The organism is Delftia sp. CH05, from assembly GCF_009827015.1.
GTDB lineage: Bacteria > Pseudomonadota > Gammaproteobacteria > Burkholderiales > Burkholderiaceae_C > Comamonas > Comamonas tsuruhatensis.
Window position 1 is genome coordinate 72,737 of sequence record NZ_WUMG01000002.1, and the last position, 14,420, is coordinate 87,156.

The 14,420-nt window shown below is 66.2% G+C and carries 10 protein-coding genes; 6 read left to right on the forward strand and 4 right to left on the reverse strand.

Features of this window, described 5'->3' with window-relative positions; all coding sequences use genetic code 11:
* Nucleotides 1-71: 71 nt before the first annotated feature.
* Nucleotides 72-1,385 (forward strand): methyltransferase, encoded by a 1,314-nt coding sequence (locus GRX31_RS02175; protein ID WP_160851306.1) that lies wholly within the window; start codon nucleotides 72-74, stop codon nucleotides 1,383-1,385.
* Between the two features lie 114 nt (nucleotides 1,386-1,499).
* Here the strand turns inward: GRX31_RS02175 and GRX31_RS02180 are convergent, their stop codons facing one another.
* Nucleotides 1,500-2,057 (reverse strand): HNH endonuclease, encoded by a 558-nt coding sequence (locus GRX31_RS02180; protein ID WP_160851308.1) that lies wholly within the window; start codon nucleotides 2,055-2,057, stop codon nucleotides 1,500-1,502.
* 157 nt (nucleotides 2,058-2,214) lie between these two features.
* Between GRX31_RS02180 and GRX31_RS02185 the strand changes: the two genes are divergently transcribed.
* The 4 genes from GRX31_RS02185 to GRX31_RS02200 all read left to right on the forward strand — a co-directional run bounded on the left by GRX31_RS02185 (nucleotide 2,215) and on the right by GRX31_RS02200 (nucleotide 8,680).
* On the forward strand, nucleotides 2,215-3,264 hold the full coding sequence (locus GRX31_RS02185; protein WP_160851311.1) for a bifunctional riboflavin kinase/FAD synthetase: 1,050 nt from the start codon (nucleotides 2,215-2,217) through the stop codon (nucleotides 3,262-3,264).
* Nucleotides 3,265-3,369: 105 nt separating this feature from the next.
* Nucleotides 3,370-6,225, forward strand: a complete 2,856-nt coding sequence (gene ileS, locus GRX31_RS02190) for an isoleucine--tRNA ligase (protein WP_160851313.1) — start codon at nucleotides 3,370-3,372, stop codon at nucleotides 6,223-6,225.
* Between the two features lie 18 nt (nucleotides 6,226-6,243).
* A complete protein-coding gene (lspA, locus tag GRX31_RS02195) occupies nucleotides 6,244-6,759 on the forward strand; it encodes a signal peptidase II (protein ID WP_016445744.1) in 516 nt (171 codons plus the stop codon).
* 256 nt (nucleotides 6,760-7,015) lie between these two features.
* Nucleotides 7,016-8,680 (forward strand): Na/Pi cotransporter family protein, encoded by a 1,665-nt coding sequence (locus GRX31_RS02200; protein WP_016445743.1) that lies wholly within the window; start codon nucleotides 7,016-7,018, stop codon nucleotides 8,678-8,680.
* A 21-nt stretch (nucleotides 8,681-8,701) separates the two neighbouring features.
* Here GRX31_RS02200 and GRX31_RS02205 read toward each other — a convergent pair whose 3' ends face one another.
* Nucleotides 8,702-9,526: an NUDIX hydrolase gene (locus tag GRX31_RS02205; RefSeq protein WP_016445742.1), complete on the reverse strand. Its 825-nt coding sequence runs from the start codon at nucleotides 9,524-9,526 to the stop codon at nucleotides 8,702-8,704.
* The gene (locus GRX31_RS02210) at nucleotides 9,523-10,503 is read right to left on the reverse strand and encodes a quinone oxidoreductase family protein (protein WP_016445741.1); all 981 of its coding nucleotides are present in this window, start codon (nucleotides 10,501-10,503) and stop codon (nucleotides 9,523-9,525) included. Before GRX31_RS02210 ends, GRX31_RS02205 begins: the two co-directional genes overlap by 4 nt.
* Nucleotides 10,504-10,644: 141 nt before the next feature.
* Here GRX31_RS02210 and GRX31_RS02215 point away from each other — a divergent pair, with 141 nt between their 5' ends.
* Nucleotides 10,645-11,556, forward strand: coding sequence for a DMT family transporter (locus tag GRX31_RS02215; protein WP_016445740.1), 912 nt, complete (start codon nucleotides 10,645-10,647; stop codon nucleotides 11,554-11,556).
* On the opposite strand, the gene GRX31_RS02220 is transcribed toward GRX31_RS02215, so the two are convergent.
* Entirely contained in the window at nucleotides 11,531-14,281 is a 2,751-nt protein-coding gene (locus GRX31_RS02220; RefSeq protein ID WP_046984437.1) for a bifunctional diguanylate cyclase/phosphodiesterase, read from the reverse strand. The two genes, GRX31_RS02215 and GRX31_RS02220, sit on opposite strands and share 26 nt — an antisense overlap.
* Nucleotides 14,282-14,420: the final 139 nt, after the last annotated feature.

The following is a 14,420-nucleotide window of genomic DNA, read 5'->3' on the forward strand; positions in this document are numbered from 1 at the left end:
GCTGGCACAGCAACTACGCATGTTGCAGCGCCTGTCCTGCCCCTCTCCGGTCATACACACACCCTTTCGTCATGAGTGCTATCTCCATCCCCGCAGACATAAACCGCAAGCTCTTGGAAATGGCCCGCCAACAGATCATGCAGGGCAACCTGAAGAAGGCTGCACAGACCCTGAACAAAGCTCATCGGCAAGCGCCTCATGACGCCCGTGTTTTCATGCTGGGAGGACTGTTGGCCGACAAGGCAAACAATCCCGCCAAAGCCGAAGAGTCGTTTCAGCGCTGCCTGGAAATGGCCCCGATGTGGGGACCCGGCATGCTGGAGTATGCGATGTACAGCGCACGCAGCGGTGAGACGGACCGAGCCATTGAATTGGCGGAAAAAGTCGCGCGCATCGAGCCCAGAAACCCGCAGGTCCTGGCCGCTGTCGTGGATCTTGCACATGCTGTGGGCAACTTGGATATGGCCATCCACCACCTGCGGCGAGGTCTGGAGTTGTATCCTGGAGATCCTGTCCTGCGCCGCTATCTCGCAGTGGACCTCAGCCTCACGCAACAGCACGCAGAAGCAACAATACTATGGGACGCACTGGTGATAGAGAGGCCCGACGAGGCAGAACTTCGATATGGCCGCATCAAGGCATGCGCGGCCCGCGGCGAGCCTGCGGCAGCCATGCCCGACATTCTTGTGCTGCGGGAAAAATTTCCCGAGGATCCCACCCTGGACTACTACGCCACTCTGGCCAGAGGAGAAGTGCCTTCCAGCCAACCGGTGGAAGTTCACCAATCCATGTTCAACAAGATGGCTGGGCAGTTCGACCAGCATCTGGTCCGCCGCCTCCAATATCAGTTGCCGAAGCTGGTGGCAGATCAATTGATAGAACAGCGCCCGGACAAAGACTTCAATCTGCTGGATCTGGGCTGCGGTACAGGCCTGCTTGGTGCCTGTCTCGGTCCAATGAAAGGCTATCTGATCGGTGTGGACAGCTCTCTTGCAATGCTAGAGCAGGCTGCCCAGCACAATGTCTACGATCGGTTCCATCATGTCGACTTGCTAAAAGCACTGCGCGACACCCCGGCAGAGCAATATGAGGTTCTCACTAGTCTCGACGTATTGATTTATGTGGGCGACCTCCAGCCCGTGATACCCAATGCAGCCCGCATCCTCAAGGCAGGCGGCTCATTTATCTTCTCCTGCGAGGCTGCGCCAGAAGACGGGCCAGATCTGCTGCTTCAAGACTCGCACCGCTATGCCCACAAGCTCAGCCACGTAGAAGAGCTGTGCAGGCAGGCGGGCCTCGACCCCAGTAAACAGGAACTGGTGCTGCGCATGGAAGCAGGAACACCTGTACAGGGCTTTCTGATCACCGCGAACAAGCCGGCATGAACGCAAGGCAGACCAGTGATACGACTTGCAGACCTCACCGCGAGGAAATCGCTTTGTCCGACATAACTTCATCACTGTATGCCAAGGCCACTTGGAGCCATCGGAAATACGGAGCTACACCAGCAGCCGTGACGACTTGGGCACATGGGCGATCAGAAACTCCATCTGGTCCGCCAGAATCCGCCGGTTGCGCAGGATGAAGTCTTCCCAGAGGCTGGGTACATAGGGCGTGTAGAGCAGGGGCATGCGCGCCTGTTCAGGCGTGCGGGCGCCCTTGCGGTGGTTGCAGGAACGGCAGGCAGTCACCAGATTCATCCAGTGATGGCCGCCGCCTGCGGAGATGGGCACGATGTGTTCGCGCGTGAGGTCGTTTTCGTGGAAGACCCGGCCGCAGTAGGCACAGATGCAGCGGTCGCGTGCGAACAGCTTGCCGTTGGTCAGGCCCGGCTGCAGGCTGTGCGGGTTGATGGAGGGCGCACCGCGCGTGCCGATGATGCTGTTGATGTGGATGACCGACTGGCAGCCCGTGACGGCATTGTGGCCACCGCGGAAACAGGCGACTTCCCCGCCGGACTCCCAGCGCACATCGTCCGCCGCGTAATGCAGCGCCGCCTGCTCCAGCGTAATCCAGGATTGGGGCAGCCCTTGGGCCGACAGCTTCAAGACCTTCACGACACGCCTCCTCTGACACCAAGGTGAACGGGAATGCAGCCAGTGCACAGGGCCTGCAAGGCAGGCCTTATCGAGGCAATATACTCTGTTTCCGTGTCGGATTGACAGCCTGCGCTGGCTGCGCGCGTGCCAGCCGCTATTGAAAACAAAGCGTCCCATGAAGATTTTTCGAGGCTTCAACCATCCAGGGCGAGAACCGGCCTGCGCCGTCACCATCGGCAATTTCGATGGTGTTCACCGGGGTCACCAGGCCATGCTGGCCCTGCTGTCGGCTGAAGCTGCCCAGCGTGGCGTGCCCACCTGCGTGCTGACCTTCGAGCCCCATCCGCGCGACTACTTCGCCCAGGCCCTGGGCCGGCCAGAGATCGCGCCGGCGCGCATAGGCACGCTGCGCGACAAGCTGTCGGAGCTGCAGCGCTGCGGCGTGGTCCAGACCGTGGTGCTGCCCTTCAACCGGGCGCTGGCCAGCCAGGCGCCCCAGGCCTTCATCGATGAGGTGCTGGTGGCCGGCCTGGGCGCGAAATACGTGCTGGTCGGCGACGATTTCCGCTTCGGCGCCCAGCGCGCGGGCGACTACGCCATGCTGGACGCGGCAGGCCAGCGCCAGGGCTTTGACGTAGCCCGCATGAACAGCTACGAAGTGCATGGCCTGCGCGTGTCCAGCACCCATGTGCGCTGCGCCCTGGCCGAGGGGCGCATGCAGGATGCGGCGCGGCTGCTGGGTCATCCCTACACCATCTCCGGCCATGTGGTCCACGGGCGCAAGCTGGGCCGCAGCCTGGCCGAAAGCCGCCAGGGCGCGGGCGACGGCTTTCGAACGCTGAACCTGCGCTTCAACCATTGGAAGCCCGCGGCCAGCGGCATCTTCGCGGTACTGGTCCACGGACTGCATGAGCGTCCTCTGCGCGGCGTGGCCAACCTCGGTGTGCGCCCTTCCCTGGACCCGACGGATGTCAACGGCGGGCGCGTCCTGCTGGAAACCCACTGCCTCGATTGGCCCGGCGCGCCGGGTGGCGAAGAGGCCTACGGTAAAATCATCCGCGTGGAACTTCTGCACAAACTGCACGACGAGCTGAAGTACGACAGTCTCGACGCCCTCACCGCCGGCATCGCCAAGGACTGCGATGACGCGCGCGCGTTCTTCGCCACCATCCACACACCCATCTACACCGAGACCCGTCGCCAGACCACGCGCGACCGAATTTGACGATCTCCGTCACCTGCCCGGGCGCGGGTGCGCACCAGGCTTCCTCCCCTTTTCCCCGTGCCTGGACCAGACGGTCCGGGCTCTGGCCTGCTTTCAAGGTTCTCCATGTCTGATTCGAAAGTCTCTCCCAACGCCAATGCGGGCTATCGCGCCACGCTGAACATGCCCGACACGCCCTTCCCCATGCGCGGCGATCTGCCCAAGCGCGAGCCGGGCTGGGTCCAGGAATGGGAGGACAAGGGCATCTACAAGAAGCTGCGCGATGCGCGCCACGGTGCGCCCAAGTTCATCCTGCACGACGGCCCGCCCTACGCCAACGGCAAGATCCACATCGGCCATGCGGTGAACAAGGCGCTCAAGGACATGATCGTCAAGAGCCGCCAGCTCGAGGGCTTCGACGCCATGTACGTGCCGGGCTGGGACTGCCACGGCCTGCCCATCGAGAACGCCATCGAAAAGCTGCATGGCCGCAATCTGCCGCGCGACGAGATGCAGGCCAAGAGCCGTGCATTCGCCACCGAGCAGATCGCCCAGCAGATGGTGGACTTCAAGCGCCTGGGCGTGCTCGGCGACTGGGACCATCCCTACAAGACCATGAACTACGCCAACGAGGCCGCCGAGCTGCGCGCCTTGAAGCGCGTCATGGAGCGCGGCTTCGTCTACCGCGGCCTCAAGCCGGTGTACTGGTGCTTTGACTGCGGCTCCTCGCTGGCCGAGTTCGAGATCGAGTACGCCGACAAGCAAAGCCAGACGCTGGACGTGATGTTCCCCACGGCCGAGCCCGACAGGCTGGCGGCCGCCTTCGGGCTGACCTCGCTGGCCAAGCCCGCCTTCATCGTCATCTGGACGACGACGGCCTGGACCATCCCCGCCAACCAGGCGCTCAACGTCAACCCCGAGCTGGAATACAGCCTGGTGGATACCGAGCGCGGCCTGCTGATCGTGGCCTCCGCCCTGGTCGACAAATGCCTGGCACGCTGGAAGCTCGAAGGCCAGGTCCTTGCCACCGCCGTGGGAAGGAAGCTGGACCACCTGCAGTTCAAGCACCCGCTGGCCCACGTGGACAAGGGCTTTGACCGCGTCTCGCCCGTGTTCCTGGCCGACTACGCCACGGCCGATGACGGCACCGGCATCGTGCACTCGGCCCCCGCCTACGGCGTGGACGACTTCAACAGCTGCATGAACAACGGCATGACGCGCGATGACATCCTGAGCCCCGTGCAGGGCAACGGCGTCTACGCACCCGAGCTGCCGCTGTTCGGCGGCCAGCACATCTGGAAGGCCGTCCCCGTCATCATCGATGCGCTCAAGCTGGGCGACCGCCTGCTGGATACCACGACCATCACCCACAGCTACCCGCACTGCTGGCGCCACAAGACGCCGGTGATCTACCGCGCCGCCGCCCAGTGGTTCATCCGCATGGATGAGGGCGAGGGCGTGTTCACCAAGCCCGGTGACAAGCCCGCGCAGACGCTGCGCCAGATCGCGCTGGAAGCCATCGAGCACACCCAGTTCTACCCGGAGAACGGCAAGACCCGCCTGCGGGACATGATCGCCGGCCGGCCCGACTGGTGCATCTCGCGCCAGCGCAGCTGGGGCGTGCCCCTGCCCTTCTTCCTGCACAAGGACAGCGGCGAACTGCATTCGCGCACCATGGAGATCATCGACCAGGCCGCCGCCATGGTCGAGCAAGGCGGCATCGAGGCCTGGAGCCGCGTGACGGCCGAGGACATCCTGGGCGCCGAGGAAGCCGTGCACTACACCAAGAGCACCGACATCCTCGAAGTCTGGTTCGACTCCGGCTCCACCTTCTGGCATGTGATGCGCGGCACGCACGCCGACATGCACCACGACCAGGGCCCCGAGGCCGACCTTTACCTGGAAGGCCATGACCAGCACCGCGGCTGGTTCCATTCGTCGCTGCTGCTGGCCTCGGCCATCTTCGGGCGCGCGCCCTACCGCGGCCTGCTGACCCACGGCTTCACCGTGGACGGCCAGGGCAAGAAGATGTCCAAGTCGCTGGGCAACACCGTCGCCCCGCAGGACGTGAGCAACAAGATGGGCGCCGAGATCATCCGCCTGTGGGTGGCCTCGACCGACTACTCGGGCGACCTGGGCATCGACGACAAGATCCTGGCCCGCGTGGTGGACGCCTACCGCCGCATCCGCAACACGCTGCGCTTCCTGCTGGCCAACGTCAGCGACTTCGACGCGGCGAAAGACTCGGTTGCCACCGAAGAGCTGCTGGAAATCGACCGCTGGGCCCTGGCCCGCGCGGCCCAGTTCCAGGCCGAGGTGCTGGCCCACTACAAGGTCTATGAATTCCACCCCGTGGTGGCCAAGCTGCAGCTGTTCTGCTCGGAAGACCTGGGCGGCTTCTACCTGGACGTGCTCAAGGACCGCCTGTACACCAGCGCGCCCAAGAGCCTGGCCCGCCGCAGCGCCCAGACCGCGCTGCACCAGATCACGCACGCCATGCTGCGCTGGATGGCGCCCTTCCTGTCCTTCACGGCCGAAGAGGCCTGGAAGGTCTTCGGCGACAGCGAGTCCATCTTCCTGGAGACCTACACCGACCTGCCGGCCGGCGACGAGGCCCTGCTGGCCAAGTGGGCCCGCCTGCGCGAGATCCGCGACGTGGTGAACAAGGACATCGAGGCCGTGCGCGCCGAAGGCCGGGTCGGCTCCTCGCTGCAGGCCGAAGTCCGTGTCTCGGCGCAGCCCGAAGACCTGGCCCTGCTGCAAAGCCTGGGCGACGACCTGAAGTTCGTCTTCATCACCTCGGCCGCCGAGGCCCTGGCGGGCGAGACGCTGCAGGCCGCCGTCGCACCCAGCAGCCATGCCAAGTGCGACCGCTGCTGGCACTACCGTGCCGACGTGGGCATCAATCCCGAGCACCCCAGCCTGTGCGGCCGTTGCGACAGCAACCTGCACGGTGCCGGCGAAGAGCGCCGCAAGGCGTAATCCCACCGAGGCGCTGCCATGACCCCTAGCTTTGCCGCAGTCCCCGAATCCCGCAGCCGCCGCATCTGGCCCTGGCTGGCCTGGTCGCTGGCGATCATCGCCATCGACCAGCTCACCAAGCAGTGGATCCTTGATGCCTACCAGCTGGGCGACTGGACGCCGATCACGGGCTTTTTCAACATCGTGCGGGCCCACAACACGGGGGCTGCCTTCTCGTTTCTGGCTGGAGCCGGTGGCTGGCAGCGCTGGCTGTTCGTGGGCATCGGCGCGGCGGCCACGCTGCTCATCGTCTGGCAGTTGCGCAAGCATCCGGGGCAGAAGCTGTTTTGCTTCTCGCTGGCCAGCATCCTGGGCGGTGCCATCGGCAACGTGGTGGACCGCCTGCAGCACGGCTACGTGGTGGACTTCCTGGACTTCTACTGGGGCCGTTCGCACTTTCCGGCCTTCAATGCGGCCGACATCGCCATCAGCGTGGGCGCGGCCCTGCTGATCCTGGACGAGGTGCTGCGCGCACGGCGGGCCAAGGGCGCCTGATCCCTGCCGCAACCGGAGCCGCCGCCGCCAGCCCCTCTTGCGAGGGGCTTTTTCATTGAGGGGACCACCGGCTGCATGCCGGCGGGTTTTCCTCGGGTTTTCCTGAGTGCGTTTTGGGTCAACCGAAATTCTTTTCGATTCGTTTTATTTCTACAATTTTCCTTATTTCGCACCAAACTGTGCGCTCATGCGGCCGACTCTCCTGCGCGCAAGCCGGGACCGGGGTTATATTGGTCCGCTTCTCCGCTCACAGCACATGAAGCACTTACTCAATCTACTGGCCGCCATCGCCCTGCTGGTCTGGGGCACGCACATGGTCCGCACCGGCGTGCTGCGGGTGTTCGGCGCCAACCTGCGCAACCTGCTCGCCCACAGCATGAGCAACCGCTTCTCGGCCGCGCTGTCCGGCCTGGGCGTGACTGCGCTGGTGCAGTCGAGCACGGCGACCTCGCTGATGACCTCGGCCTTCGTGGGCCAGGGCCTGATCTCGCTGCCGGCCGCGCTGGCCGTGATGCGCGGCGCCGACGTGGGCACGGCGCTGATGGCCGTGCTGTTCTCCACCGACCTGTCCTGGCTGTCGCCGCTGTTCATCTTTGTCGGCGTGGTGCTGTTCATCACGCGCCAGGACACCACGGCCGGGCGCATAGGCCGCGTGCTCATCGGGCTGGGCGTGATGCTGCTGGCCCTGCGCCTGGTGGTCGATGCCACCGAGCCGCTGCTGGAAGCCCCCGCCGTGCGCACCCTGCTGGCCTCTGTCACCAGCGACATCTTCATGGAGCTGCTGCTGGGTGCGCTGCTGGCCGTGATGGCCTATTCCAGCCTGGCCATCGTGCTGCTGATCGCGGCCATGGCCAGCTCGGGCGCGATTCCCATGGAAGTGGCGCTGGGCCTGACGCTGGGCGCCAACATCGGCAGCGGCCTGGTGGCCGTGCTGACCACGGCCAAGTCCAGCGTGGAAGTGCGCCAGGTCACCATCGGCAACATGCTGTTCAAGATCATGGGCGTGGCCATCGTGGCGCCCTTCCTGGGGCTGTGGGCCACCTATGTGATGCCGCTGATCGACGGCAAGGGCCAGAACATCGTGCTGTTCCACCTGGCCTTCAACATCTTCAACAGCCTGTGCTTCATCGGCCTGACGCAGACCGTGGCGCGCTGGGTGACGGCCCTGCTGCCCAAGCCCGAGGCCAGTTCCACCAGCCTGCTGCGGCCCCGCCACCTGGACCCCTCGGCGCTGAGCACGCCGTCGCTGGCCATTTCCTGCGCCGCGCGCGAGGCCCTGCACCAGGCCGACATGGTCGAGTCCATGCTGATCGGCATGCAGCGCGTGCTGGAGACCGACGACCTCAAGCTGTCCCAGGAGCTGCGCGAACTCGAAGGCACGGTGGACGACCTGTACTCGGCCATCAAGTACTACATGACCAAGATCTCGCGCGCCGAACTCGACGAACGCGAGGGCCAGCGCTGGACCGAAATCATCAGCTTCACCATCAACATGGAGCAGATCGGGGACATCATCGAGCGCGTGCTGCTGGACATCGAGGACAAGAAGATCAAGAAGGGCCGCCAGTTTTCCGAGGCCGGCACGCAGGAGATCCGCGAGCTGCTGCACCACCTGCTGGACAATCTGCGCCTGGCCATGAGCGTCTTTCTCAACGGCAATGTGCGCGAAGCCCAGAAGCTGCTGGAGGAAAAGGCGCGCTTTCGCGATCTGGAACTGGCCTACTCGGCCACCCACCTGGCCCGCCTGTCCGACAACACCGTCTCCAGCATAGAGACCAGCTCGCTGCACATCGACCTCATCAGCGACCTCAAGCGCATCAACTCGCTGCTGTGCTCTGTGGCCTATCCCATCCTGGAATCGGCCGGCGCCCTGGCGCCCAGCCGGCTCAAGGAATCGGCGCTGGACAAGGCGGCGCGCTGAGGCGCAGCAAGCCTTGCCCGTTCACCAGCCCAGCCAGGCCGCCAGCACCTGGGCGGCCTCGGGCGTGAAGCGGTCCTGCAGCAGCCATTGCACGAGCTGGTCGCGCTCTATCAGTGCAAAGGCCTGCACCTCGCCATCCTGGTTGCTGGGCTCCAGCGCAGCCGGCACGGTGGCGCTGAACCAGTCGATGCGTTCGCGCATGAAGCCACGGCCCTCGGCCTCGTCGCTGGGGCGCTCGAACAGTACGTGGCCGCCATGGCGCAGGCCCTGCAGCTCGCCCACGCGCAGGCCGGCCTCTTCCCAGGTTTCACGCTGCACGGCTTGTTCCAGGGTATCGTGCGCGGCCACCATGCCGCCCATCAGCGTGTCCCACATGCCGGGGTTGGTGGGCTTGCTGTCGGCGCGCTGCTGCACCCAGATGCGGCCGTCGGCCGTCTCGCCCACCAGGTGCACGGCCAGGGTGGCAATGCCCAGCGGACGCACGGCGCCACGCTCCACGGTGCCAATGCGCTGACCCTGCACGTTGCACACGGCCAGTTGCTCATTGCGCCAGGGGCCGCTGTGGCCGCAGGCTCGCAGCACGCGTGCCAGGGCGTTGAGCAGGGCCGTGGCATCACCTTCGCCCTGCAGGTGCCAGTGGCCGGCCTGCTGCCGCAGCGCCACGCCATGGGCCTGCATCACCCCGTCCGGCAACTGCGCAGCCAGCCCATCTTCCAGCGAACCGATTTCCTCTGCCGCCACCTGAAGCGGCCGGCGCGGCTGCAGCGCAGGCTGGCGGGTTGCGGCGCGCACCCGGTTCAGCCATGCCTGCACGCCTGGGTCGGCTGGGCTCTTTTCCCCGTTCATGGCAGCAAGATGGTGGAGCCCGTGGTCCTGCGTGCCTCCAGGTCCAGATGGGCCTGGCGCACCTCGGCCAGCGGATAGCGCTGGTCGATGTGGATCTTCACGGCACCGCTTTCCACCACGGCGAACAAATCATCGGCCATGGCCTGGGTGGCCTCGCGGCTGGTGATGTGGGAGAACAGGGTCTGGCGCGTCACATACAACGACTTGGCGGCCAGCACGGCGGGTGCGAAAGGCGCCACGGGACCGGATGCGTTGCCGAAGCTGACCATCAGCCCAAAGCGCCGCAGGCAGGCCAGCGAGCCTTCCCAGGTGTCCTTGCCCACGCTGTCGTAGACCACCTTCACGCCCTGGCCGCCCGTGATTTCCTGCACGCGTTCGGCGAAGTTCTCGCTGCGGTAGTTGATGGCATGGGCCGCGCCGTTGGCCAGGGCCAGCGCGCACTTCTCGTCCGAGCCTGCCGTGGCGATGAGCTGCAGGCCCATGGCCCTGGCCCATTGGCAGGCAATCAGGCCCACGCCACCGGCCGCCGCATGGAACAGCACGGCATCACCCGGTGCCAGGCCCTCCACCGGAATGCATTTCTTGAGCAGGTACTGGGCCGTCAGGCCCTTGAGCATCATGGCGGCAGCCGTCTCGAACGCGATGGCGTCGGGCAGGCGGCACACGCACATGGCGGGCATGACACGCACTTCGCTGTAGCTGCCCGGCGGATTGCTGGCATAGGCCACGCGGTCGCCCACGCCCAGATGCTGCACGCCCTCTCCCACGGCCTCGACCACGCCTGCGCCCTCCATGCCCAGGCTCAAGGGCATGGGCAGCGAGTACAGGCCCGAACGCTGGTAGACATCGATGAAGTTCAGGCCCACCGCATGGTGGCGTATGCGCACCTGGCCCGGCCCGGGCTCGCCCACGGCGACCTGCACCAGCTCCAGGACTTCGGGGCCGCCGTTGTGGCGGATCTGCACTGCAATACCCATGGGATGCACTCCTGCAAAAAACCAACAAGAGCGGCATCGTGCCATGTTTCGGGAGGCCACGCGCAAGACGCTGCACCGGGCCCGCACAGGACTGGCGCAAGGCCGGCAAAGAGCGTTCGCAGCACCTATAGTGGCGGGCCTATGAGCCACACGAGCCCGCCGCTGAAGCTGTCCACCGCCGCCATCCTGACGCTGCCGCCCCTGCTGTGGGCCGGCAACGCCATCGTGGGCCGCCTGGTCCATGACCTGATCTCGCCGTTTGCGCTGAACTTCCTGCGCTGGGCCATTGCCTTTGTCCTGCTTGTGCCGCTGGCAGGATGGGCACTGGGCCGCAGCAGCGGCACCTGGAGCCACTGGCGGCAGTTCGCCGTGCTGGGCCTGCTGGGCATCGGCTGCTACAACGCGCTGCTGTATCTGGCGCTCAAGACCTCGACGCCGCTGAACGTCACCCTGGTCAGCTCCAGCATGCCGGTGTGGATGCTGGCCCTGGGCCGCATCGTCTGGGGCATTCCCGTCAGCCGGCGCCAACTGCTGGGCGCACTGCTGTCGATGCTGGGCGTGGCCGTGGTGTTGTCGCGCGGAGATCCCGAGCTGCTGCTGCATCTGCAGCTCGTGCCCGGCGATCTGTTCATGGTGCTGGCCACCATGGTCTGGGCCCTCTACACCTGGCTGCTGTCCAAGGCGCAGGTCCCGCAGCGGCTGCGCTCGGACTGGGCAGGCTTTTTGCTGGCCCAGATGGTCTTCGGCCTGGTCTGGTCCGGCCTGTTCACGGGCGGCGAGATGGCCATGGGCCAGTTCCACATTCAGTGGGGCTGGCCTCTGGGCGGGGCACTGCTGTTCATCGCCCTGGGCCCGGCCATCCTGGCCTACCGTTTCTGGGGGCTGGGCGTGCAGCGCAGCAGCCCGGCCGTGGCGGGCTTTTTCGGCAATCTGATCCCGCTGTTCACCGCCCTGCTGTCGATCGCGCTGCTGGGCGAAGCGCCGCGCCTGTACCACGGCCTGGCGTTCGTACTCATCGTGGGCGGCATCATGGTGTCTTCGCGCCGGGGATAGCCTTGGGCAGGCCGTGTGCCGCGGTGCGCACGGGCACCTTGGCCAGCAGCTGTTCGAACGCGCGGATGGGAACGGGCGGGCTGAACAGATAGCCCTGGAAGTACTCGCAGCCGTAGTGCGCCAGCAGGGCGCGCTGCTCCAGCGTTTCCACGCCTTCGGCGATCACATCCAGGTTGAGGTTGCGAGCCATGCCGATGATGGTCTGCACGATCACATCGTCGGTATGGCGCATGCCCAGGTGGCGCACGAAGGACTGGTCGATCTTGAGCTGGTTCAGCGGCAGCTGGGTGAGGTAGGTCAGCGAGGAATGGCCTGTGCCGAAGTCGTCCATGGAAAAGCACACGCCATGGCTGCGCAGCTGCTTCATCTTGGCGATGGACTCCTGCACGTTCTCGATCACCAGCGACTCGGTCAGCTCCAGCTTGAGCAGATGGGGGGCGATGCCTGCGCTGCGCACCTGCTCGATGACCTGGGAGGCAAAGTCCTGGTGGCGGAACTGGCGGGCACTGACATTCACGGCCACCTGCAGATGGCGCAGCCGCGCATCCTTTTGCCAGGCAGCCAGCTGCTCGCAGGCCGTGCGCACCACCCACATGCCCAGCGGCACGATGATCTCGCTTTCCTCAGCCACGGCGATGAACATGCCGGGCGGCACCAGGCCGCGCTCGGGGTGGCGCCAGCGCAGCAGGGCTTCGGCACCGATGACCTCGCCTGCCAGCGTGAACTGGGGCTGGTAGTGCAGCTCGAACTGGGACTGCGCCAGGGCCTGGCGCAGGTCGCCCTCCATGCGCACGCGCTGGTGGATCTCCACCTGCATCTGCGGATCGAAGAAGCACAGGCCGCTGCCGTTGCGCGCCTTGATCTGGTACATGGCGATGTCCGCCTGCTTGAGCAGCTCGGCCGCCGACTGCGGCTGGCGGCCGAACAGCGTGGCGCCAATGCTGCAGGCGCTGCGGTGCAGGTGGGCACCCAGCACATAGGACTGGTTGAGCCGCGCCAGGATCTTCTCGCCAATGCGCTGGGCCAGCGTGGCCGCCTCGGCAGGCTCGTGCGACAGCTCGCAGAGCATGACCACGAATTCATCGCCCCCCAGGCGCGCCACCGTGTCCGAAGAGCGCACGGCGCTGCGCAGCCGGTGCGCCACCTGCTGCAACAGTTGGTCGCCCACTTCATGGCCGAGCGTGTCGTTGAGCATCTTGAACTGGTCCAGGTCCAGGAACAGCAGCGCCCCGGTCCAGCCTTCGCGCGCAGCCAGCACCGTGGCCTGGGCCAGGCGGTCCAGCAGCAGGCGGCGATTGGGCAGGCTGGTCAGCGGATCGTAGAAGGCCAGGCTTTCGATCTCGGCCGTGGCCAGCCGGATATCGGTGACATCGTTGTAGGTGATGACCACGCCGCCCTCGGCAGCCGGGCGCGCCGTCATCTGCACGAAACGGCCGCTGGCCAGTTGCTGCTCCATGGGGACGCCAGGACGCAGCACCAGTTGCCGGTGCAGGTCCTTCGCCTCATCGATCTGCTCCGGCGCCGCCACCAGACCCACGGCGCTGGGGCTGGCATCCAGCAGGGATTGCAGGGGCCGGCCGGGCTCCAGCTGATCCGCATGCCATGGAAACATCTCCTCGTAGCAGCGATTCCAGCGCAGCACGCGCTGCTGTGAATCCAGCAGCAAAAAGCCGCTGACCATGCTGTCCAGCGCCTGGTCCAGCCATTGCTCGGAGCGCTGTGCCTGACGGCGCGCGGCATGCAGGCGATCCATGTAGCGGTGGACCGTCCAGCCCAGTATGGCCAGCAGCACGCCGAAGATCATCACGGCCAGCACCATCAGCCAGGCCGCCACACGCCAGCCCGCCAGCACGGAGGACATGGGCAGGCTGGCCGTGACCCACAGATTGCCCTTGGGCAGCGGATGCGCGGCCACCAGGGCGGGCACGCGGCTCAGGCGTGCGGCCATGGGCATGACGCCGCTGGACGCCAGCTGCGATGTCGCCGGCAGCAACCGCGCAGCCGAGGCCTCGCCGTAGGGGGGCATGGACAGCAGCAGCTCGCCGCTGCCCTGCTCCAGCGTGACTTCCAGTCCGTCCAGCACGCCGCCCTGGGCCAGCACCGCGCCCAGCGCCGCCACCGGCACCTGCATCAGCACATAGCCACCCTGCTGTGCACGACTCAGCGGGCGCACCAGATAGAGCATGCGCTCGCCGCCCGGCGGCTGCGGCGCCACGGAGGGCGGGCTGGCCAGCAATTCTGAGCGGCTTTGGGCCGCAAGGCGCTCCCAGGCCTGGGCCGGCAGATCAATGGCCGGGCCATCGCCAGAAGCCGCCAGTTCGCGGCCCTTGGAGTCGTGCACGGAGGCGCGGCGCGCCAGCGTGTTCTGCCGCTCCATGGCGTGCAGCATCTCCTGCAGTTGCGGCTGCGAGGCCGATGCGGGATCGCGCGAACCCAGCCATTCATCCACCCCCATGGCCAGTGCGTCCAGGGATTCAAGGCTGCGGCTGATGGCCGCCTCGGTACCGAGCACAAAGCGCACCAGGCGCAGCGATGCCTCTTCCTGCGCGGTGGTGCGCATGCCGCTGAGCAGCCAGACGACGGCGGCCGCCAGGGCCACCGTCAGCAGCACGAGCATCAGGCCCAGGGTATGGCGCACGCCTGGGGGACTGAGCGCAGCCGCCGGGCGCGCGGAGGGGCCTGCAATCGCCTGCGACCAGTCCGTCTGGTGGGACAGTTCGCTCATCTCCCGGCTCCCTGCATGGCATGCGACATGGGCAGGCTGCGGCGAGGCCGCTGGCCGCGATGCAGGGCCGGGGTTTTCAAGACCGCCCCTGTCCGCCGCCCGTTTGCAACTGCGCGGCCATGCCTGGCACTGCCCGGGG